Below are 19894 nucleotides of genomic sequence, written 5' to 3'. Positions count from 1 at the left end.
GCTTTGGCTCAAGGAGACCAACAATGAGCACGCTTTTTACAAACGCCCGTTTGATTGATCCGGCCAAGGACAGCGACGCCCTTGGCTGGGTGCTGGTGGTTGATGGTGCCATCGCCGACCTTGGCTACGACAATGCGCCGAATGCGGACAAGACAGTGGACTGCGTCGGCAAGTGCCTTGCGCCGGGGATTGTCGATATTGGCGTGAAGGTCTGTGAGCCTGGGGAGCGCCACAAGGAAAGCTACAAAACCGCAGGCGCAGCAGCGGCGGCTGGTGGGGTCACCACAATGGTCACGCGGCCCGACACGTTGCCCGCGATTGACACGCCTGAGGTGCTGGAGTTTGTCGAACGCCGCGCCAATGAGGCGGCCCCGGTGAATGTTCTGCCGATGGCGGCTTTGACCAAAGGCCGCGAAGGCCGCGAGATGACCGAAATTGGCTTCTTGCTGGATGCGGGTGCGGTGGCGTTCACCGATTGTGATCACGTGGTGAGTGATCCCAAAGTGTTCTCTCGCGCGCTGAGCTATGCGCGGTCCTGCGGCGCTTTGGTAATTGCACACCCTCAGGAGCCGGGCTTGTCCAAAGGTGCGGCAGCCACGGCGGGCAAGTTTGCTGCGCTGCGTGGCCTGCCAGCGGTGTCGCCAATGGCGGAGCGCATGGGGTTGGATCGCGACATGGCTCTGGTGGAGATGACCGGCGCAAAATATCACGCGGATCAGATCACAGCCGCCCGCGCATTGCCCGCCTTGGAACGTGCCAAGAAAAACGGGCTGGACGTGACGGCAGGCACCTCGATCCACCATCTGACGTTGAATGAACTGGACGTTGCGGATTACCGGACCTTCTTCAAAATCAAACCGCCGCTGCGCGCGGAAGACGACCGCTTAGCGTTGGTTGAGGCGGTGAAATCAGGGCTGATTGATGTGATCTCTTCAATGCACACGCCGCAGGATGAGGAAAGCAAACGCCTGCCGTTTGAAGAGGCGGCCTCCGGCGCTGTGGCTCTGGAGACCTTCCTGCCAGCCGCGCTGCGGCTGTACCATAACGGCAGCCTGACCTTGCCAGAATTATTCCGCGCGATGGCGTTGAACCCCGCCAAACGTCTGGGACTGGACAGTGGTCGCTTGGAAGCGGGTGCGCCGGCGGATCTGGTGCTGTTTGATGCGGATGCGCCGTTTGTGCTCGACCGGTTTAAGCTCAAGTCAAAATCCAAAAACACGCCGTTTGACGGTGCCCGCCTGCAGGGTAAAGTGCTGGCAACTTACGTGGCTGGTGAGCCCGTTTACCGGAGAGATTGATGCCTGCATTTGAGACCGCCCTGCCCGCCCTCCTGATGTGGGCTGTTGTCGGCTACCTGTTGGGGTCCATTCCCTTTGGCATGGTCCTATCCAAGCTCATGGGACTGGGTAACCTGCGCGAGATCGGCTCCGGCAATATTGGCGCCACCAACGTGCTGCGCACCGGCAGCAAAAAGGCCGCCGCTCTGACCTTGGTATTGGACGGAGGCAAAGGCGCGGTGGCAGTGTTGATCGCGCGGGCCATGGCAAATGAAGATGCAGCGCAGGTGGCGGGTCTGATGGCCTTCTTAGGGCACTGCTTCCCTGTGTGGTTGAAATTCAAAGGTGGAAAAGGCGTCGCGACCTTTTTGGGCCTGATGCTGGCGCTGGCGTGGCCGGTGGGCATCGCCTGCTGCCTGACATGGTTGGCAACGGCCGCAGTGAGCCGGATTTCGTCGCTGTCCGCGTTGGTGGCGGCTGCGTCAAGCGCGGTGTGGATGCTGGTGCTAGGCCATGGCAGCGCAGTTGTTTTGGCGGTTCTTTTGGCGGGGATTGTGTTTGCCCGCCACCATGAAAACATTGCCCGCCTGCGCACCGGCACCGAGCCGAAGATTGGCGCCAAGAAGAACTGACACAGGTCATCAGGCCGTGTGACGTGCCTAAGCCTCTCCCTCAGAAAATACACGTTTGGCCACCCGAAAACACTCCAGCGCCTGCGGCACGCCGCAATAAATACCGATCACATGAATGATGGATTGCACCTCGTCTTTGCTCACGCCGTTGGTCAGCGCACCACGCAGATGGATTTCCCACTCGGTCATCTTGCCAAGGGCAGCGATCATCGACAGGTTCATCATAGAGCGTGTCTTGGCATCAAGGGTATCATCCCCCCAGCCAAAGCCCCAACACCAGGCGGTCATCGCCTCCTGAAAAGGGCGATGGAAGTCATCTGCGTTATCAAGCGTGTTTTGCACGTATTCCGCCCCAAGCGTTGCTTTGCGCGCCGCCAGTCCTTTTTGGAACATCTCTTCATCCAAGCTCATTCCCTGTCCTCCCGAAGCAATGATTGCAGGCAGCATAAGGCGGGAAGTGTCTGCCTTGCGAGAATTGATTTAATCGCAAGATAGCAGGCCAAAACTTTGTGTGTGGAAATCCAAATTTCGTGAGTTTTGGGACTTGTGTCTGCGGGATGTGCCAAATATACGGGTCCGCGGAGACGTGGCCGAGTGGTCGAAGGCGCTCCCCTGCTAAGGGAGTATACCGGGAACGGTATCGAGGGTTCGAATCCCTTCGTCTCCGCCATTAACCCCAAGTTCAGCTCGGGGTGGCATCGGTAAACCCAACATATACTGGTTTCGACGATTTTTTGCCAACATCTGGCCCTAAACCGCCCATAATAAATGTGGGATAGAATGTGGGGTGAGAAATGGACGACCATTTATTCGATGAATCTCAGCGACGCGTGAAATCTGGGCCTCACGTCGAAAAGAAACTCAACGCAGCTTTTGTGCGAGCCGCCGGGCCGGGTCGCCACGCGGATGGTGGAGGTCTTTACCTACAAGTTGATCGTTCTGGTGCCCGCCGGTGGGTCCTTCGTATCGTTGTTCGTGGCAGGAGGCGGGATTTTGGTCTGGGATCCGCAAAACTGGTCCCCCTTGCAGAAGCCCGTGAAAAAGCGATGGAGCTACGAAAAGTCGCTCGCTCTGGCGGCAACCCAAAAGTCCGAGAGCGTGAATCCGAAGGAAGGGCCACGACATTTGAAGATTTGGCCCGGCAAGTTCACGAGCGAAAGTTCAAGGACACTAAGCACAACGGAAAGCACATTGCCCAATGGATCAAGACGCTGGAAACCTACGCGTTCCCGTCCATAGGGGACTTGTCCGTTGCAGATATTCACCAAGACGATATCGAGTCTGTCATTGATCCAATCTGGATGAAGAAGCCGGAGACTGCCCGCAGGGTGCTCCAAAGGATTTCAACCGTGTTCGACCACGCTTGCGGTAAGGGATATCGAGCCAGGGGAAATCCAGCCACCGGACTGCGCAATTTGATGAGAAAACAACAGGACAAACCAGAGCATTTCAAAGCGATGGAATATCTTGATGTTCCTGATTTGATGCGCAAATTGAACAGTTCAAACAGTATTGGCGCGGCTGCGTTGCGGTTCACGATACTCACGGCACTTCGTTCGGGTACGGTGAGGTCAGCAACTTGGAGCCAGATTGATCTCGGCGAGAGCAGGTGGGTTATTCCTGCAGAAAATATGAAAACCCGGGAAGAGTTCATTGTTCCATTGTCATTGTCAGCTCGCACCCTTCTACTGGAACTCGGTGAGCGTCGAACGAAGGCCAGTGATTTGGTTTTCCCTTCACCCAAAAACCCTCAAAAGCCAATTTCCGAGAATACGATGCGAAAACTCCTGCAATCTCACTACGCGGGCGCAACGGTTCACGGGATGCGCGCCGCTTTTCGCACTTGGGCGCGTGAAATTGTAGAAGCGCCAGATGACGTCGCAGAGGTCTCGCTCGCGCACGCCATTGGAACAAAGACCACCCGAGCCTACAACAGGTCCAATCTCTTTCAGGACCGCGAAACACTTCTTGAACAGTGGGCAATGTGGGTGTCCGGCGAACTCGAATGGTTCGCCGATGGCGTGGACATCAACGCAGAGATTTTGCGCCGTTCTATGGAAGACACCTGACCTAAAACACCATTTCGTTTTGCCGGTCGTCGCCCGGGCGGCTTGTGGCGGTGCTGTCGTCGTCAAAAACGCCATCCGCTCGTAGGATTTCCGAGTCAATGAGCGGCCCAGAGCAGATACGTTCCAACAGGTCGGCTTGGTCCGCTTCCAACTGCGTCAGCAGGGTCAAAACGTGAAGGAGGTTGAATAGGTCTTCAGTGTAAGAATAGGGCCAGCGTTCAGGCTGAATCCTCTCCAGGGGCGAAGGTGGCCGACGGTCGCCAATGATGGGGCGACTGCGGTCGAGGCGGCGATAGCTGAACCATTGGTCAATGATGTTCTTGCCGGAGACCTCATAGGCGCGAACCTCGGCCAATACGTTGTCGATGAAGCCTTCCCCGACATGGAGACGCTGTTCTGATTCGTCGTAGCGCAGCTCTTGGGGGAAACCGGCAGGATCGTTCGGAATGGCACCGTCACGGGGAATTGTCGGCCCGGGGACGGCACGTGGGGTGCCAGCGGGTCGACCATTGGTCGTATCGGCAAAGCGTTCGCCATATGTGTGGAGCCAGACTACCCGCCGCCCAAGGTTGACTGCCTCTTGGAAGAGTTCGACCCTTGCAGTTAGAGGGATGCGGAGACCGGGTTGAACCAAGTCCGCTTGAAAGCGGGCTGTATATGCCGGATTTGCCGCTACTGCTGAAATGTAGGCAAGTAAGTCGGGAGCCGAGACTGGTTGGCCGAGTATCCGGGTTAGCTCTATCAGTAATGACGGGCGGATGTTGGGCTGGCACGCGGTGCCGTCTGCCCACAGGGGGAAAACCCGACCACCAAAGGAACCCTTGTAGTGATGGAGGTCAGGTATTGTTGCTGAAATGCCTATTCCTGGCCCGCTTGTTGGCGAGTGGGCCATCAAGCCTGTTAGATAGATTTGATTTGGGCCGTATGTTTCCCAAAGCGTTGGGTTTGGCTGATTGATTAGTCGACCATCTGGAATAATCCATTGGCGATCAAACGAACGCAAAGAATATCTGGTTGGCGCTATTGCTGTTCCAGAGTCAGCCTTAACTGACTGGCTCCTGAAATTATGCCCGTGGAGACCAGCTCGCAGTTCCTTGTCAATATGCTTGTCGCCCGGCAAGCCATTCCGCAAATGAGGGTGAAATAGTTTTGCCTGTTCATCAGCATCACCAACCGACTTCAAGGTGTCCCATCGGTCATTTAGAGATTGAGCGTCAGGGGAGACTACCCAGGTGCGACCGGGCATTACACCAGAGCCGTCCCACAAGAAAACATCGTCAAGTAATGCGCTTGCCCCCCAAACGCCCTGAGCAGCGGGCAGAAATGGTGCTCGCGGCAAGTTAGGACAAGTTTCCCATTCTGGACCATCCAGTTGGATGGCAGCCAGCGCCTCGAACTTCTGCTCCCGGTGTTCGGCAGGCAATCTTTGGTGATGAACAATGGCAGGTGCTGCTGTGCCTTCATCGCTGTTTCGGGCGGCGATCAAAATGCATACAGGTTGCTGGACACCTTGAAAGATCCGGCTGTTCACTGGCGGCTGGTGGCCTTCCGGGGTGGCTTCAATTACCCAGATTTCATCTGCGTCCCGGCGGAGATCGGCCCGCATTTTTTGGAAACCGGGGCTATTTAAGAAACCCGCTACGGTTATGTAGCAAACAACGCCTTTGCGGTCTGCTCGTGGTTCTGCGCCTTCTGCGGGCGGTTCGCCGAAAACCTTCCACGTCGCCCATCGCCAAAAATAGGCATAGAGGTTCTTGAGGTGCTTCAGGTGCGCACCAGCTCCCCATTCAGGTGGCGCCCTCCAATCGTCCATTGGAGCGGATTCTCCGTCGCGGCCATTCTCCACCCATCCGCCACGACCCTTGGCCTTTTCCTTGTAAGGTGGATTGCCAATCACTACCGTTATTGGCTCGTGGCCTTTAATACGGTTTGCTTCCTCATAACTATCGGTCAACGGGGCGAAGACCGATGGAAGCCGAGAGCGGGACTCCTCGGGATCGCTCAGGGTATCTGTGACAAACAATCGAGGGTGAATGTCGGACGAGCCGGTTAATTCCACCAACTCGCTCAGGAGGCGGAGTTGCGCGACGACAAAGGGGCCGAATTGAAGCTCGAATCCGATCAGCTTTGGGGCCATTGCCTCCATTACGCCGGGGATTGCGCCCGCACCAAGGTCTGCCTCGACCTGTTCGGCGATGTGGCGGAGAATGCCCAGAAGGTAGGTGCCGGTGCCTACGGCTGGATCTACGACGACGACCTCGTCGGCACGAAGTCCCCCGGTCAAGGCAAAGCGCGTTGGATCGCGCAAGATGTCATCGGTGAGCCGGACCATAGCTCGCACTACTTCGGGCGGCGTGTAGTAAGACCCGGTCTGCTTACGCAGTTTATTGTCGTAAGTTTCGAGAAAGAACTCGTAAAAATAGAGCCAAGCATCATCGTTCCCACGTGAGACCTTCGCCCAATCTACAGCCTCCAGAACGCGGGTGAGAGATTTCAGGGATGTTGCCAACGTGTCCGGGTTGGAGGTCAGGAAGCCAAGGGCGGTCCCGATTAGGCTGTCAGTGCTGCGCAAGTCCCTCGCTGCGTGGTCGATGCCGTCGGCGAGCGATACTCCACGCGCTCGCGCCATCAGAAGGCCAAACACGACTGCTTGGGCATAGCCGTCCGCAAACTGCTTGTCATTTGCTTCAGGGAAAAGGATTTGTCGCCAGTCAGAGCGGAGGGCCGAAACGTCAATGTCATTGGCTTCGAGGCGTTCAAGCGTTTCGTCGCGGAGAAGACGGCAAAGCCGCGCGGAGATGTTGGCAAGTTCTCTCGCGGTGCGCGGTGATGTCGGCTCCCAATTCAGGAAACTACTGAAAGAAGTCAAAAGCTCCTGAGGGGCAGATAGGCTGGCCCCTGCGGAATGCACATCGCCAGAGAGTCTAACGATGCCATCCCCGCTGTCGTCACTTTGTAGTTCACCGTCGTGCCAAACCGAAAACTCATTGCCATCTGTGTAAATCAGGTTCGGAAGGGCTTTCAATTTTTCCCATTGCTTCTTGTCGTGGGCATTGGTGAAGCGTCGAGGGTCGGCACCTTTTCCGGGGGCTTTGATCTCAATGAAACCAAGGAGCTCTTCGGTCCGCCCTCGTCGCCGCATAACGGCGTAATCGGGCCGGATGGCGAGGTCAGGCATTGGTGTTTCTGGGACCAGAAAGACGCTCCCGGACGGCAGGCCGCAAAGCTCGGCGATGCCCGGGATTAGTAATTCGAGCGGTGCCCTTAGTTGCTCTTCGGGTCGACCAGAAACGATGGATGAAAGGCGGCGCTGGGCTTCAACGCCAAAACGGGAAACTAAATTATTGAAATCACACACTGCCATGCCCCGGAATGCTTTTTTTGGAGCTTAGACCGGGGGGAGTCCCAACCGCAACTGGTGATTGATCATTTGTCGGGCGGTCACCGTTCGCTGGTTTCTTGCAGTGGTGAGCCTGATGATTGTGAAAGTCGTTTTTCAGGTGGAGTGTTCACGTTGTCCGGCAGGGCGTGGCGGCGACCGCCAAGAGTCGCAAGCCGCGCCCGGAGCGTGTCGCGCAAGAAGATCAACTCAAGAAAAACACGCCGGACGCGACCACGCCTAATACCAAACCGATGAAACCGCTCAGGAGAGGAGCTGGATAGTTGCTTGCGCTTTGCGCTTGGCGGCCCCGCAAGAGGATGTTCAGGTTGTTCTGTGTCTCTTCCAGTGAGCCAAGGCGGTTGTCGAGTTCTTTCTGCCGATTGTTGACCTCTGAGAGCGCTTTCGTCTGGCTGGTCAGGCTGGATAGCATCTGTGACACTCCGCCCACAGTTCTCTCGGAATGGCGGGCGGCGGCTGTCGCTTTCGTCCTGATTTCCTCGATTTCGGCTTCCCAGTCGATTGCTTGTGGCATTTTCGGTTTCCTTGTTCAGCTGATTGATTTCTCGGATAATGCAATTGGCCTCGGCGCGTGTCTGCCCCGCGTCGATCCTTTTCCATTCCGGTTTGCTCGATATTTTCGCACCTCGCATGGTCATTTCCCTGGAGGCTGGGCCTTCGTGGATTTCGGGAATACGGTCGATGCCTCGATCAGCGAATGATTGATTTGAGATGACGCTTTCAGGGCCGTATCCCCAGCCTCGCATCATCTGGTTATGAAGATCGGCCCAGCGTTTCGCCGAAGTCTCCACGGCTTTCTTTCGTGCCATCCCTATTACGCTACGTGGGCGCCCGCGACCGCCGTTGGATGCGTGTTGGTCGAATGCCACGAGATGAAAATGGGGGTTGCTCCTGTCGTTGCCCGCCTTGTCGTGTATGGCCAGAACATACCCGGCCCGGCCTTGTGTCAGTTCTTCGGCGAACTGTTGCGCCAGCATTAGCCTTTGGTATTTCGTGGCCTCCACGGGGAGTGCAATAATGAACCGCTCGCACACCCGGCCTTTTCGCTTCTCTGCTACCCTCTCTGCGGCGTTCGCTTGGGCCGTATCCGTCGAGTGCTCCAGTCGTTTCCGCACCACATCCCGGGCCGCCGTCGAGCGGGTGATATATCGTAAGTGGGCTGCGGTTTGCCCTGCTATTGCAATGCGACTCGCGCTTTCACATTTCGGCGAAAACGTTTTCACGGAGTGTCGGAACGAAAATAGAGCCATACCTTGCCATTTTTGGAGGGGGGATAAAATTACTATTTTATCCGTTGTGCGCCTTCAAATCTGGACATAGGGAAATAGACACGTGGACGAAAAAATTACGAAATCTCTGGATACCCTCTTATTTCACTCCACGCGGCATTGCCGCCGGTTCCGCCTTGCAAAATACGACTTTTCACCTATTCCTGCAGCCGAACTTCGAGCATTAGCGTCGTCGATGCTTGATCATTTCGAACAAGAAATGGAGCGGCTTGTTGGTTCAACTGGCCTCACAAGCAGAGGTAGCGCATCCTCGGAGGGTGAAGATGCGCCCACCTCTCCCATTCTTAGGCCGAGCCAGCGCCGCCGGAAGTAGTCACCTCTTGCGCTAAGCGATACCCCTTCGCGCCTTTTTCGGCTTTCCCTGCTTTCTCAAGAGCTTCCAGCGCTCTCCGAACAGCGACGCGTAGGCTGTCGGAGTTGCGGACTTCATTGAATGCCGAACCTGATCTTGCGGCGATTTCCGTTGGCTGGAAAAAGGAGCCAGGCTCGGTATTGCCGAGTTCAAATAGCACGCGCTCGATATCGGCGCGGCGCTCTTCTGTCTTCGGCGCGGGCTTCCGGTTCTCGTTTGAAGGCTCCTTCGGCTTCGCAAAAGAATTGGGTTCCATCGGGACTGCCATCGGGACGGTAACCGCGCTTCCCTCGCTGTCCGTCCCAATTTTGAAACTGTCGAGCCTGAAGGGAAGAGGACCAAGTTCTTGAGCGTTCTTCTGCTTGACAGCGTTGAGGAGTACGACCTTGGAAGGTCCCGCCTCAGGGGCCTTGCTTAGCAAGCAAAGCGAGTCCACGTTTCCATGGAACGCTGATGAGCCTCGTGGCCGGTCCGCATTGCCATTGCCAACGTGATGAAGAAAGACGACCGATGCGTTTGCTGATTGGGCGATATACGCGGCGTTCCCGACTACTGTTCCCATGGCGCTGGAGGAGTTCTCGTCAGCCTCGCCAATGCACCGGTTGAGCGTATCGAAAACCACCAACGCCTGGTCGCACCTGTGCTCGATCTTCTTTGCAGCCACAAATTGCGCGACCTTTTCCGGCGCCTCTGGATCCAAGAGGTTAGGCGCACCGTGGACCACATAGAAGGGAGCGTTGGCGCATGCGGGGTCTTGCATATAGGGATGCGCTCGGCAAAGAACCCCATATGCATCTTCGGCGGCATAGTAAATTACTACAGCGTTTTTGACTGGCAATCCACCAAAGTCGCGGCCTTGTGCAGCGTGAGCCGCTCCGGCTGCCATGATACTGGATTTACCAAGGCCGGGCGCTCCAGCAATCATTGCAACTTCGCCGGGCTTAAAAAGGTCTTTCACGATAAAGGGGACGTTGAGTTTCGGGCGAAACTCGCCTGCTTTGGTAATGGTTGGATTGGGGAGTAGTTGAAATTGGGAAGGGGTAGTATTCATAGTCATTATTTCTTTCAGGCAGGTCGGGAAATGCACCATGCTTTTCCCTTCTGGTAAGGAGATTGTTCCGAAGCTGTCCGGACAAAACGAATTGTGCAAAAAAGTTTCGGACGGACGTACACCCCCAACGCCCCGTGAGGGGCGGGGTGTACGTCCGTCCGAAATGCCGCTTTCGATCATTACAAACCTGCCTCACAAGTGACCTACAGAAAATGTGGGGTAAAATGCAGGTTGCATCTTGAATACCTATAAGAAATATTCAATCATACCAAATGATTGGGTCATTTGTTGTTCGGCCTTCGTCTCCGCCACCCACACTTTTTGTTCGATTTTCTTGGGTGGCCCAAGCCGCCTTAAACCTAAGAAAACCTGAAACAACCTGTTCAATCTAGGTTTGCTAGATTCCATTCGGTTGCCGCAGTACGCTTTTATTGTGTGGTACAAAAGGTGGTATGTCGAGTGGCAGCGCTGGGCGGGAAGCTAACCCAAAAAGATTGTTGAGAACCTTGGGCCTGGACGTCACGGCAACGGCGCTGGGCTTTATCTTGTTGTTGACCCTTCCGGTGCGCGGCGCTGGATTGTGCGCGTGACTGTCAAAGGACAGAAAACCCCAAGCACGGCCAGCAATGGCTCAACACATTGCAGGACTATGCCTTCCCCAAGGCCAGTCGTATGCCCGTTGATGCCATTGGTCAGCCCGAGGTGCTGATGTGCTTGTCTCCAATTTGGACAATCAAGCACGAAACGGCCAAGCGGCTCGCCCAGCGCATAAAGCTGTTTTGGATAAGGCCAAGGCGTCAGGCTTTCTTGAAGGCGAGAATCCGGTCACAGCGGTGAAGGAAGCGGGTGTGTCGTCCAAGGTGCATCACCATGATGCTATGCCGTGGCAAGGCGTGTCCGCCTACTATGCAAAATTAGTCGCGCGCTTCGCCACAGCCGCTAAGGCGTTGCAGTTCACAATTCTAACCGGCTGCCACACGTCCGAAGTGCTGGACATGACGTGGGGCGAAACTGATTGGAATGCGCAGCTTTGGACCATTCCTAAAGACCGCATGAAGGGCGGCAAGCCGCACCGCGTTCCAGTGGCCGATGAAATGCTGCGTATTTTGGAACCGATGAAGGCAATGGCTTTGATGTACGTTTTTGAAAGTCAGAAGCGGCACCATCCGTTGTCCAACATTTCGATGCTGATGCTTTTGCGACGCATGGGCATGGCGAGTTCACTGTGCATGGGTTTCGTAGTTCTTTTTGGGATTGGGCGGCGGAGATTGCTGGCTCACCGCGAGAGGTAGCTGAAGTGGTTCTTGCGCATCAAGTGGGTCGGAAGTGGAGCGCGTATATGCGCGTTCAGACTTGATAGTGCTGCGGCGCCTCCTGATGTCGAAATGGAGCGAGTTTTTGGCGGATGCGGCTTCTCCTTACGTAGAGGCCGGCAATGGAAAATAACAAATGGACTAAACAAAATCGACCAACGGAAGTTATCAACCACGAATTTTCGTCGGAAGTTGTCGGTCTGCCCCCAAGGGACTCCAACAGACAAAGTCGTCGAATTCGGAGAAACGTTTGAAGACATCCAAGATGGCGATACGATTTGTGTTGTCTGGACTACCGCCAGAACTGGCTTAGACAAAGAGCGCACATTTGGCACCTTTTGTCTCAGCGAAAAAGAGGCAAGGGAAGCGGCTAGATCGATGCCTATTGGGACAGTTTTCGACGGCAGGTTCGCTGTTTTTAAGCGTCTAAGGGAGATTTTCTTGGCGCGCTTTAGGAGGACTTCTCAAAAACAGTTCGCCGCCTTTATTGGGGAAGTGGCGAACAAGACGCCGTGCACCCTATTTGCTATGAAGTCTTGTCTGAAGCGGGAGTGATCTCTGAAAAGACTAACCGGATTTCTGAGCCTGCCCTGGGTTGGCTGGGTCAAGACCACATCGAATGGATGCAAGAAGAATTCCGTCAAAATGGGTCATTTGTCGGTCAGTCAGAGTATTGTGTGAACCAATTCCCGGACTCTTCGCTCGTAACGCTAGCTGCGAAGCTATTTGTGGCATGTTATGTAACGCAGGATGACTTTTCTGCGGGCTACTGAGCGAAGGAAATAGAAGCGATATCAGGAGGCACCGAGGAGGAGGCGCGGCAATGAGTAGGAGTAGGGCCAAGCACGGCAAACGCTCGGAACAAGGTCAGTATATCAACGTACCTTACGCGATGCTGCGGTCATCCGCGTGGCACTCCTTATCCGGACCTGCGATAGAACTTTGGTTTGATCTTCACTGCCGCTTCAATGGCAGCAAAGGATAGAAATGGGTCTATATGATCCACTTGGTGCCAGGGACGCGTTTGGCGCGCAGAGCAGAAGTCAGAAACTGCCATCTCCAAATTGAAGGCGTCAGTTTCTGAGACTTTGATATTCCAAACAGCACAACAGCCCGTGCCATTTGTCAGTCCAACGGTGCGTGTAGCTTGGTTTCTTTGGTGATTATTCCACCGCGATTGCCAATTTCAATTGAGCCATAACGTTCCTTGAAACACTCAGGCAGAGGCCGATCGCCATCAATCGAAAGCCAGAGGCGCATGAGGTGACGGCGCTTGTTGGGATCAGGCCAGTCGAGAAAGCCTGTGCGATCATGCAGTTGTGAGTGATTGTAGACAAATTGCATGTCACCGGGTTCTAGCTGCATCCCAAAGCAAAGTGTTGGATCATTGGCCAGATCATCGAACATGTCTAGCGCTTCAACATGTTCAGATGTCAGAGGCATAGCGCCGTCAAACCGTTGGGCGCTGTCGATGTATTGACGTTGGTAGAAAACCGTCAATTGCCCCATATGCCAATTCAACACGGGTATTTCCATGAAAGGCTTGGCACCTTCCGGGATTTCGCCCCGCCGATCAGTGGCGATTGGGTCAAAGAGCTTTACCAGCAGATCAGGTCGCTCAGCTCTCATTCTGTTGTAGATGGATTCAGCGCTCACAAGTAAGGATCGCCCCCCTTCCTTGGCTTCTCGCAGGCATAGCAAGCCCACAACATCCGCACTGTCTGTGTGAAAGGTTTGGCGTTCACATGTCTGATAAATGCGGCTGTTGGGATCGTTGACATCACCGCCAATATCGCGCACGTGCCCCAAGATATGCCCCTGTGCATTTTGGGACCGCGCGCTTCCAAGATGGGCGCCAAGACCACAAAAAATGGTGGCAGCAAACTTTTGAGAGTAGTCTGCGATTGGCAGACCGCGCAGCACTTGGACGCCCACTCCAGTCAGCAAGATTTTACTTAGTTCCTCAACATGAGTGGAAAACGTTGTGAGTGGAAAAGTCTCTTTGGAGATCTCCCCAGCATCAAGCCCCAGCGAAAGGAAATGCCGGGCACCGTTCTCAATGTCACCAATGTCTTCTGAGCTGAGTTGATAAAGCCAGAGATCAGGATTTTCCGCCATCTCTTGACCGATCCATGCCGCCGGCCCGGTGATGCGCGTGGGAAGATCGGCTAAATCTTGAGGAAGCTGGTTTGGCATTGCGAATACTCCGGTAAGGGATGAGAAATTTCTGTCCAATTGCATGTTTGGCCGCAAAAGCGAGGAGATATGGCAAACAAGTTTGTTTTCGAACTGGGGGTTTGATTGCGATTTTTGGTCAGTACAGCACCGCAAACCGGATCAGGTCACTCCACTCAGAATTCTTCTTGATAGCCAAAGAGAGCAGGCAACCCACCGGTGTGAAGCATGACAATTTTTTGACCGGGTTGAATATGCCCCTTCTCTGTCAAGTCCAGCAAACCAGCAAAGGTTTTTGCGGTATACACCGGGTCGAGGAAAATACCTTCGGTGCGGGCCATCAGACTGAGAGCATGATGAGTACTTGCACTCATTTTTCCATAGCTTGGGGCCAATGCGGCATCCCAAGTTTGCACAGCATCCGTGGTCAATTTTGGGTCAATGTCCAGCAAACTGGCCAGTTTGTGCAACACTGTATTGACCCGGGTCTTCTGCTGTTGGTGATCACGGCGCACACAAATCCCGTGGACCGGGGCCGATAGCCCGCACAGCCGCAGCCCAGTCAAAAGCCCCGCGTGTGTTGCACCGCTGCCTGAAGGAACAACAACAGCGTCGAAATCATCCATCTGCTCACAGAGTTCCATTCCCGCGGCCACATATCCAAGGGCCCCAAGTGGCGGGTGGTTCAATCCCAGATGAATTACATATGGCTTGCCCCCGTTGGCCTTGACCTCATCAGCGCGTGCATGAAGCGCGGCGTCGGCTCCCGCCTCGTCTTCGCCCTCTGGATAGCTGATGTGCTCTGCACCCAGAATTTTCGCCAGCAGCACATTCCCGGAGGTGTAGTATGGCGCGCCCATACCCGCGACCCGCTCTTCCAGTTGCAAAATGGCGCGAAGTCCCAATTTCGCCGCCGCCGCCGCCGCTGAACGCACATAATTTGATTGCACCGCACCGGTGATGAGCACCGTGTCAGCCCCCTTCGCCAACGCGTCGCCAAGGTAGAACTCAAGCTGACGGGTCTTATTGCCGCCAAACCCGAGGCCAGTCAGGTCATCCCGCTTGAGCCACAGATCAATTTCAAGACGCTCAGACATCTGGTCCAATTGGACCAATGGCGTTTCACCATTCATGAGTGGTGCGCGTGGAAAGCGGGCCAAAACTTCGTCGTGCAACATCATTTTACCCCTTGCCTAACTTACCAAATAGACGCGCCGAAAAAGCGCGTAACAGGCCAGGATTGAGATGACTCGAATGGCATTTTTAATCAGATGCTGAGGCAGCAGTGGGCCGATCACGCGTCCAAGAAAACTGCCTACCAAGGTGGCCGTTGCAAAGGCCCAAACCCCTGGCGCCTGCGCAAAACCTCCCCCATCAACCAAGCTGTGTAGCAGCAGTGCAACTCCGTAGGCCACCAGTGCGATGGGTTGCACCAATCTGCGGGTTTCCTGCGCGGATCGGCCAGTTGCGATCAGCCCAAACACCATTAGAGGACCGGGAGTTGCAGCCCAAACCGTGGCCACCCCAGACAAACCAGAAATCGCCGCAAATCCACTTGTACCAACCATTGATCGCAGTGGGATGAGCGTTGTCAAAACGCCAACCAACAACAACATTGCGGTTAAGCCCAACACGATCTGTTCAGATAGATAAGGATACACAACCAACCCCAATGCCACGCCCAAAAGACACCCCATAATCGCGGTCTTGATCGTCTTTTTCTCGGTCATCCAAATATGCCAGTCGAAGGCAACGGCTGACACCAGCGTATTCAGCATCAGCAGAATTGGAACGGCGACTGATGTTCCCAGCAAAACCATCATGGGAGGGCCTGCAACAATACTAAACCCAATCCCGACACCAACCTGAAGCACGGCACCCAAGAATATTGCTACCAGCAGTATTGAGATATCGAGCGGCAAAGGCGTTCCTTTCTGCAGACAGCTTCATCTTAGATAGCGCAAATTTCGATGCTAAAAAAATCAAAAAGTTGCATCACTTGATACGTCGATGTTATCAAACAGCATGCGCCTTTCCGCCCGCCAGATTGAAATCTTCCAGATGGCTTATCGCCAGAAATCAACGCGTAAGGCAGCAAATGCATTGCACATATCTCAACCTGCGATCAGCCGTGCGGTTGCAGAACTTGAAGATCAAATTGGCGTGGCGCTGTTTGATCGATCGGGACGTAAGTTTGAACCAACCGCAGCGGCCCATAGTCTGCAAGAGGCTGCGTTAAAACACTATCATGGGCTTGAAAGAGTTAGAGATGCCGCCCAACAGATTGCCACCGGAATGGGTGGCCACCTTAGAGTAGCGGCACTTCCCGTCGTGGCAGACACCCGGGTGGCAAGCGCTGCAGGTCGCCTCATGGCACGACATCCGGGGCTCAGGATTGATGTCGATGTTCTAAACGAAGACTCATGTCTTGCGGCACTGAGAGAGGGACGTGCTGATTGCGTGGTCATTTCCTCAGACCCGGGCGATCAAAATTTGGCCTGCATCCGGGTCGGGGATGTCTCGCCAACCGCCATCTTGCATGCCGACGACAAACTCAGGCATCTCAGCGAGATATCATTGGCAGAACTGGCAAGCGTTCCTCAAGTTATGCTGCCGGCTCACAGTCCGTTCCGACGCGCCGTCGAACATATGTTTGACCAGGCTGGAGTGCCCTTTCAGGTTATGGCGGAAGCAGGCACCCAATCCGCGCTGATCAGAATGGTTGCTCAGGGTGCAGGCCGGGCAATTGTAGATCAAGGGTCCTTGAACCTCGTTTCTGAACCCGAAGTAATTGGCATACCGATGACCGTGGAACTGAAGTGGCCAATCCGAATTGTAAGCCCTTCGGCATCAGCCGGTGCACCGGGCCTTCAAAAGTTGGTTCGTGAACTGGCGGCGTTTGATAACTTAAACAAGGCCCGCGAATAACGGCGCGAGTAAAACGGTCACCAGTGTCCGCACGATTGAAATTCGCCAGTTCCGAGTTTTCAGTCTCCAGACCATCTGGATGGGCCAGAGCCTACACGTCACCGAATTACCAGTATCGAGTTAGCGTTTCTGCCTTTGTGATCGACCCACGAATTGTTTGGCGGCGGACATTGGGTTTCACGCTTTTATTGATTGGTTTACTGGCCCCAGCGACATTGATCGGAAGTGCAGCGAATGGCGGCTGACTGCCCTACCGCTCGCCGGGTTCGAGTGCGTTGTCGAGCAAAATGTACAAAGTAGCCACCCATTCGTGCCAGAAGCGTCCCACAAGGTTCCCTGCGGACCGATTTTTGCTAAACCGTGGAAAAGACTAACAATTCGGTGCACATGGACCTCGTCTCAAAATCCTTCCTGGGATTCCTGGTTGACCCTTTGGGCCGACACCCGAGATCCCTAACATTGCAAGAAAAGGGTATTGCGGCACGCGGGGCAGGTTCGCCCTGGATAGGGCTTGAAGATATATCGACAAGCCCGTCGGTGAGGAAAGGCCTTCTCTCGTCGTCGCTTTCGCTCGATCTCGGGGGCGGTCGGAACCTGACCTTGCCAGCGGCGGATGCGACTGCGGCCAGAACTTCGCCGATGCGGCTGCCACCGCCTGGGTTGATTTCAATCGGGAAGAACTGGAAAAAGAGGAGGTCGCTGTCCGACGCATCCTTAAAGCGCTCAATTCGCTCAAGGAGCCGGAGGCTTACCCAGCGGCGTGCCATGTAGCATCGTTGGCCTACGATGCTGCCGACCTAAACAGCCGCGTGCTGTCTAAGCTGAATGCGGAGGCCGTTGGCGAAGAGGTGATGTCCCGAATTGCCCCGATTACGGCGTTCGCATCTGATCCGAATGCCGTCCGGAACGCGTCAATCGAGGCGTTAGTGGAAGCCCAACTGCTTCGCTGGAAGGATTTCTTCGACACGGTTGAGACCATGCCGCTGACACCTGAACAGCGGCTCTCCGTCGTTGTCGACGAAGACGCGACTCTCGTTCTGGCTGGCGCCGGGTCGGGCAAGACCAGCGTGATCACCGCTAAGGCTGCTTACCTCGTGAAGGCGGAGATACGAAAGCCAAGTGAGCTCCTGCTGCTTGTCTTCGCGAAAGACGCGGCGACCGAGATGTCAGAGCGCATCGAAGCCAGGTGCGGAGTCCCCGTGGCAGCACGAACCTTCCATGCTCTGGCTTATGAGATCATCGGTGAGGTGGAAGGCGAGAAGCCACCGTTGGCGCCGACGGCAACAGACGACAAGGCGTTCTTGTCGCTTATTAAGGAGATCCTTCGGCACGTGGTGGCGACCGCCAGCGATATCGCACAAACAGTGATCGGCTGGTTCGCCGGTTTCTTTGACGACTTTCCAGCTGAGTGGGATTTCAAGACGAAGCACGAATGGTATGCGCAAATCGAAAGCCGCAACTTGCGGACACTGCAAGGCGAGATGGTGAACAGCTTTGAAGAACTGCTGATCGCCAACTGGCTGTTCCGGAACGGCATCGCCTACGAATACGAACCGAGCTACGTGCACAAACTCCAGAAAACTGGGCGCCGCACCTACTTGCCAGACTTCCGGCTGACAGAGAGCGGCGTCTACATCGAGCATTTCGGCGTGCGTAAGAGACGCGGCAGGGACGGCGCGGAGGAATTGACTACGGCGCCTTACGTTGATCGCGATGAATACCTCGAAAGCATGGACTGGAAACGGCAGGTCCATGCCGAGCACGAGACGGTTTTGGTGGAAACCTACAGCTGGGAACGTGATGAAGGCCGGCTGCTCGAAGCGCTTGCCAAAAAGCTCGAACCACATGTCACGCTGCGGCCGATTCCGGACATCGAGATTTACGATCGTGTGGCCGAGGTCGGGGTGGTGGACAGCTTCTCTTCGCTGATGGGCACCTTCCTGCGTCACTTCAAGAACGGCGGCTATCGGGTCGAGGATTGCTCCGACAAGGCGCAAACGCTGAAGTTGGGCAAGCGGGCGGAGGCCTTCCTCAAGATTTTCGGCGCGGTCTTTCGCGAGTATCAGTCCCGCCTTGGCGACCGCATCGACTTCGAGGACATGGTGAACCGCGCCACGGCTCTGGTCGAGAGCGGGCGCTACCAGAGCCCGTTCCGCCACATCCTCGTCGACGAGTTTCAGGGCATCTCGACAGGTCGTGCGAGGCTGACACAGGCACTTAAACGCCAGCACTCCGATGCCAAGGTGTTTGCCGTCGGCGACGACTGGCAGTCGATCTACCGCTTTGCCGGGTCGGACATCCACATCATGCGGAATTTTGGCGCGGAATTCGGCGGCACCTATTCAGGGGCCACTGGTGTCCATCGCACCGTCGATCTCGGTCGAACCTTCCGGTCGGTGGACAAGATCGCTCTGGCCGCCCGTCGCTTCGTTCTTCGCAATCCCGCTCAGATCACCAAAACTGTGATACCGGCAGGCAAAACTGACGAACCTTCGATCAGGATCGCTTGGACACGCCGCGACACCGGGGAGCAAACCTTGAAGGACACAGTGGCCGCTCTTGCCGCCACTCAAGGTAACCGAGGCGGGAAGCCGTCGATCCTTGTCCTCGGGCGATATCGTTTCCTGAGGCCCGATATAGGGCGACTCCAGCGTCAGCACCCCGGGGCGACGATCAACTTCAAGACATCCATGCGTCGAAAGGCTTGGAGGCCGATCACGTCATTATCCTCGGCGCCGACAACGCCACGATGGGCTTCCCGTCGCTGATCGTCGACGACCCTCTGCTCGGCCTAGTATCGCCCGAGGCCGAGCCTTACCCAAATGCCGAAGAGCCAATGAAAGAACCTGAGTTCGGCGTGGTTGTGCCTTTAGACGCTCAAAAGCACACTCACACCTGCCCGGGGTGCGGAGGGCGCCTGCTACACATGGTCGGAAAGGATGGTCGCGATTGGTATCGCTGCGAGCACGTGAAACTGTGCGGCAGCAGAATGCCGGCTTGTCCGGCCTGCGGTGTTGGCCTGCCGATCCCTTCCCAGACCAAGGGAGAACTTGTTTGCACTGATTGCGAGGAAGCCCAGCAAGCTTGCGTCAGTTGCGAAGCAGGATGGCTTGTCGAACGGCGCGGAAGATATGGAGTTTTTCTGGGCTGTGTCCGCTTCCCTGACTGTGCTGGTAAAGCCAAGCTAATGAAACGCGCCTGACAAGTTGATAGAACACGGTCCAGCTGCCATTGGCTCGACCTTCGACGTAGGTCCGCAGGCCGCCCTTTCTAGACACTGGCGAAAGATGCGACGGCGACCATACTACAGGCGCGACTTTCTGTGACCAGGTTCCCGAAAGCAGACGTTCAGCGAGCCAAGGCAGCCGAGCCGATTCCGCAGTAGTCGCCAATGTCAGCGAAGCGCAG

14 protein-coding genes, 1 tRNA gene and 1 pseudogene are annotated in these 19894 nt (G+C 55.5%); 8 read left to right on the top strand and 8 right to left on the bottom strand.

What is annotated here, in order from left to right:
- Nucleotides 1-23: 23 nt before the first annotated feature.
- Entirely contained in the window at nucleotides 24-1298 is a 1275-nt protein-coding gene (pyrC, locus tag QZ517_RS10335) for a dihydroorotase (protein ID WP_294226218.1), read from the top strand.
- A complete protein-coding gene (plsY, locus tag QZ517_RS10330; protein ID WP_294226215.1) occupies nucleotides 1298-1909 on the top strand; it encodes a glycerol-3-phosphate 1-O-acyltransferase PlsY in 612 nt (203 codons plus the stop codon). The genes pyrC and plsY overlap by 1 nt, the downstream gene beginning before the upstream one ends.
- 27 nt (nucleotides 1910-1936) lie before the next feature.
- Here plsY and QZ517_RS10325 read toward each other — a convergent pair whose 3' ends face one another.
- On the bottom strand, nucleotides 1937-2320 hold the full coding sequence (locus QZ517_RS10325; protein WP_294226211.1) for a carboxymuconolactone decarboxylase family protein: 384 nt from the start codon (nucleotides 2318-2320) through the stop codon (nucleotides 1937-1939).
- A gap of 169 nt (nucleotides 2321-2489) precedes the next feature.
- Between QZ517_RS10325 and QZ517_RS10320 the strand changes: the two genes are divergently transcribed.
- A tRNA-Ser gene (locus tag QZ517_RS10320) sits at nucleotides 2490-2579 on the top strand.
- A 124-nt stretch (nucleotides 2580-2703) separates the two neighbouring features.
- Nucleotides 2704-3978, top strand: coding sequence for a site-specific integrase (locus QZ517_RS10315; RefSeq protein WP_294226206.1), 1275 nt, complete (start codon nucleotides 2704-2706; stop codon nucleotides 3976-3978).
- 1 nt (nucleotide 3979) lies between these two features.
- On the opposite strand, the gene QZ517_RS10310 is transcribed toward QZ517_RS10315, so the two are convergent.
- The 4 genes and pseudogenes from QZ517_RS10310 to QZ517_RS10300 all read right to left on the bottom strand — a co-directional run bounded on the left by QZ517_RS10310 (nucleotide 3980) and on the right by QZ517_RS10300 (nucleotide 10109).
- Entirely contained in the window at nucleotides 3980-7336 is a 3357-nt protein-coding gene (locus QZ517_RS10310) for a type ISP restriction/modification enzyme (RefSeq protein ID WP_294226203.1), read from the bottom strand.
- A 226-nt stretch (nucleotides 7337-7562) separates the two neighbouring features.
- A complete protein-coding gene (locus QZ517_RS10305) occupies nucleotides 7563-7892 on the bottom strand; it encodes a hypothetical protein (protein WP_294226201.1) in 330 nt (109 codons plus the stop codon).
- 127 nt (nucleotides 7893-8019) lie between these two features.
- Nucleotides 8020-8628 (bottom strand): annotated as a pseudogene (locus QZ517_RS20070) (MobA/MobL family protein); the annotation flags it as partial.
- A 323-nt stretch (nucleotides 8629-8951) separates the two neighbouring features.
- Nucleotides 8952-10109 (bottom strand): AAA family ATPase, encoded by a 1158-nt coding sequence (locus QZ517_RS10300; RefSeq protein WP_294226198.1) that lies wholly within the window; start codon nucleotides 10107-10109, stop codon nucleotides 8952-8954.
- A 671-nt stretch (nucleotides 10110-10780) separates the two neighbouring features.
- On the opposite strand from QZ517_RS10300, the gene QZ517_RS10295 reads away from it, so the two are divergent.
- On the top strand, nucleotides 10781-11362 hold the full coding sequence (locus QZ517_RS10295; protein WP_294226195.1) for a tyrosine-type recombinase/integrase: 582 nt from the start codon (nucleotides 10781-10783) through the stop codon (nucleotides 11360-11362).
- A gap of 1146 nt (nucleotides 11363-12508) precedes the next feature.
- Here the strand turns inward: QZ517_RS10295 and QZ517_RS10290 are convergent.
- From QZ517_RS10290 to QZ517_RS10280, 3 genes are all read right to left on the bottom strand, one after another.
- A complete protein-coding gene (locus QZ517_RS10290) occupies nucleotides 12509-13579 on the bottom strand; it encodes a TauD/TfdA family dioxygenase (RefSeq protein WP_294226192.1) in 1071 nt (356 codons plus the stop codon).
- Nucleotides 13580-13734: 155 nt separating this feature from the next.
- Entirely contained in the window at nucleotides 13735-14736 is a 1002-nt protein-coding gene (locus QZ517_RS10285; protein ID WP_294226189.1) for a D-cysteine desulfhydrase family protein, read from the bottom strand.
- 15 nt (nucleotides 14737-14751) lie between these two features.
- Nucleotides 14752-15480, bottom strand: a complete 729-nt coding sequence (locus tag QZ517_RS10280) for a TSUP family transporter (protein WP_294226186.1) — start codon at nucleotides 15478-15480, stop codon at nucleotides 14752-14754.
- Between the two features lie 88 nt (nucleotides 15481-15568).
- Here QZ517_RS10280 and QZ517_RS10275 point away from each other — a divergent pair, with 88 nt between their 5' ends.
- From QZ517_RS10275 to QZ517_RS20065, 3 genes are all read left to right on the top strand, one after another.
- A complete protein-coding gene (locus QZ517_RS10275) occupies nucleotides 15569-16486 on the top strand; it encodes a LysR family transcriptional regulator (protein WP_294226184.1) in 918 nt (305 codons plus the stop codon).
- Between the two features lie 776 nt (nucleotides 16487-17262).
- The gene (locus QZ517_RS10270) at nucleotides 17263-19254 is read left to right on the top strand and encodes a UvrD-helicase domain-containing protein (RefSeq protein ID WP_294226180.1); all 1992 of its coding nucleotides are present in this window, start codon (nucleotides 17263-17265) and stop codon (nucleotides 19252-19254) included.
- Nucleotides 19236-19688, top strand: a complete 453-nt coding sequence (locus tag QZ517_RS20065; protein WP_366766026.1) for a topoisomerase DNA-binding C4 zinc finger domain-containing protein — start codon at nucleotides 19236-19238, stop codon at nucleotides 19686-19688. The genes QZ517_RS10270 and QZ517_RS20065 overlap by 19 nt, the downstream gene beginning before the upstream one ends.
- Nucleotides 19689-19894 lie beyond the last annotated feature (206 nt).

It is taken from the genome of uncultured Shimia sp., from assembly GCF_913054185.1.
Classification (GTDB): domain Bacteria; phylum Pseudomonadota; class Alphaproteobacteria; order Rhodobacterales; family Rhodobacteraceae; genus Shimia.
The sequence above is the reverse complement of the archived record's forward strand: the minus strand, read 5'-3'. Positions and strand labels throughout refer to the sequence as shown.

Coding starts and splice junctions, on each gene's coding strand:
- QZ517_RS10305 (WP_294226201.1), bottom strand. CDS start 7,892: ATGCCACAAGCAATCGACTGGGAAGCCGAAATCGAGGAAATCAGGACG.
- QZ517_RS10275 (WP_294226184.1), top strand. CDS start 15,569: ATGTTATCAAACAGCATGCGCCTTTCCGCCCGCCAGATTGAAATCTTC.
- QZ517_RS10315 (WP_294226206.1), top strand. CDS start 2,704: ATGGACGACCATTTATTCGATGAATCTCAGCGACGCGTGAAATCTGGG.
- pyrC (WP_294226218.1), top strand. CDS start 24: ATGAGCACGCTTTTTACAAACGCCCGTTTGATTGATCCGGCCAAGGAC.
- QZ517_RS10325 (WP_294226211.1), bottom strand. CDS start 2,320: ATGAGCTTGGATGAAGAGATGTTCCAAAAAGGACTGGCGGCGCGCAAA.
- QZ517_RS10290 (WP_294226192.1), bottom strand. CDS start 13,579: ATGCCAAACCAGCTTCCTCAAGATTTAGCCGATCTTCCCACGCGCATC.
- QZ517_RS10285 (WP_294226189.1), bottom strand. CDS start 14,736: ATGTTGCACGACGAAGTTTTGGCCCGCTTTCCACGCGCACCACTCATG.
- QZ517_RS20065 (WP_366766026.1), top strand. CDS start 19,236: ATGGGCTTCCCGTCGCTGATCGTCGACGACCCTCTGCTCGGCCTAGTA.
- plsY (WP_294226215.1), top strand. CDS start 1,298: ATGCCTGCATTTGAGACCGCCCTGCCCGCCCTCCTGATGTGGGCTGTT.
- QZ517_RS10300 (WP_294226198.1), bottom strand. CDS start 10,109: ATGGTGCATTTCCCGACCTGCCTGAAAGAAATAATGACTATGAATACT.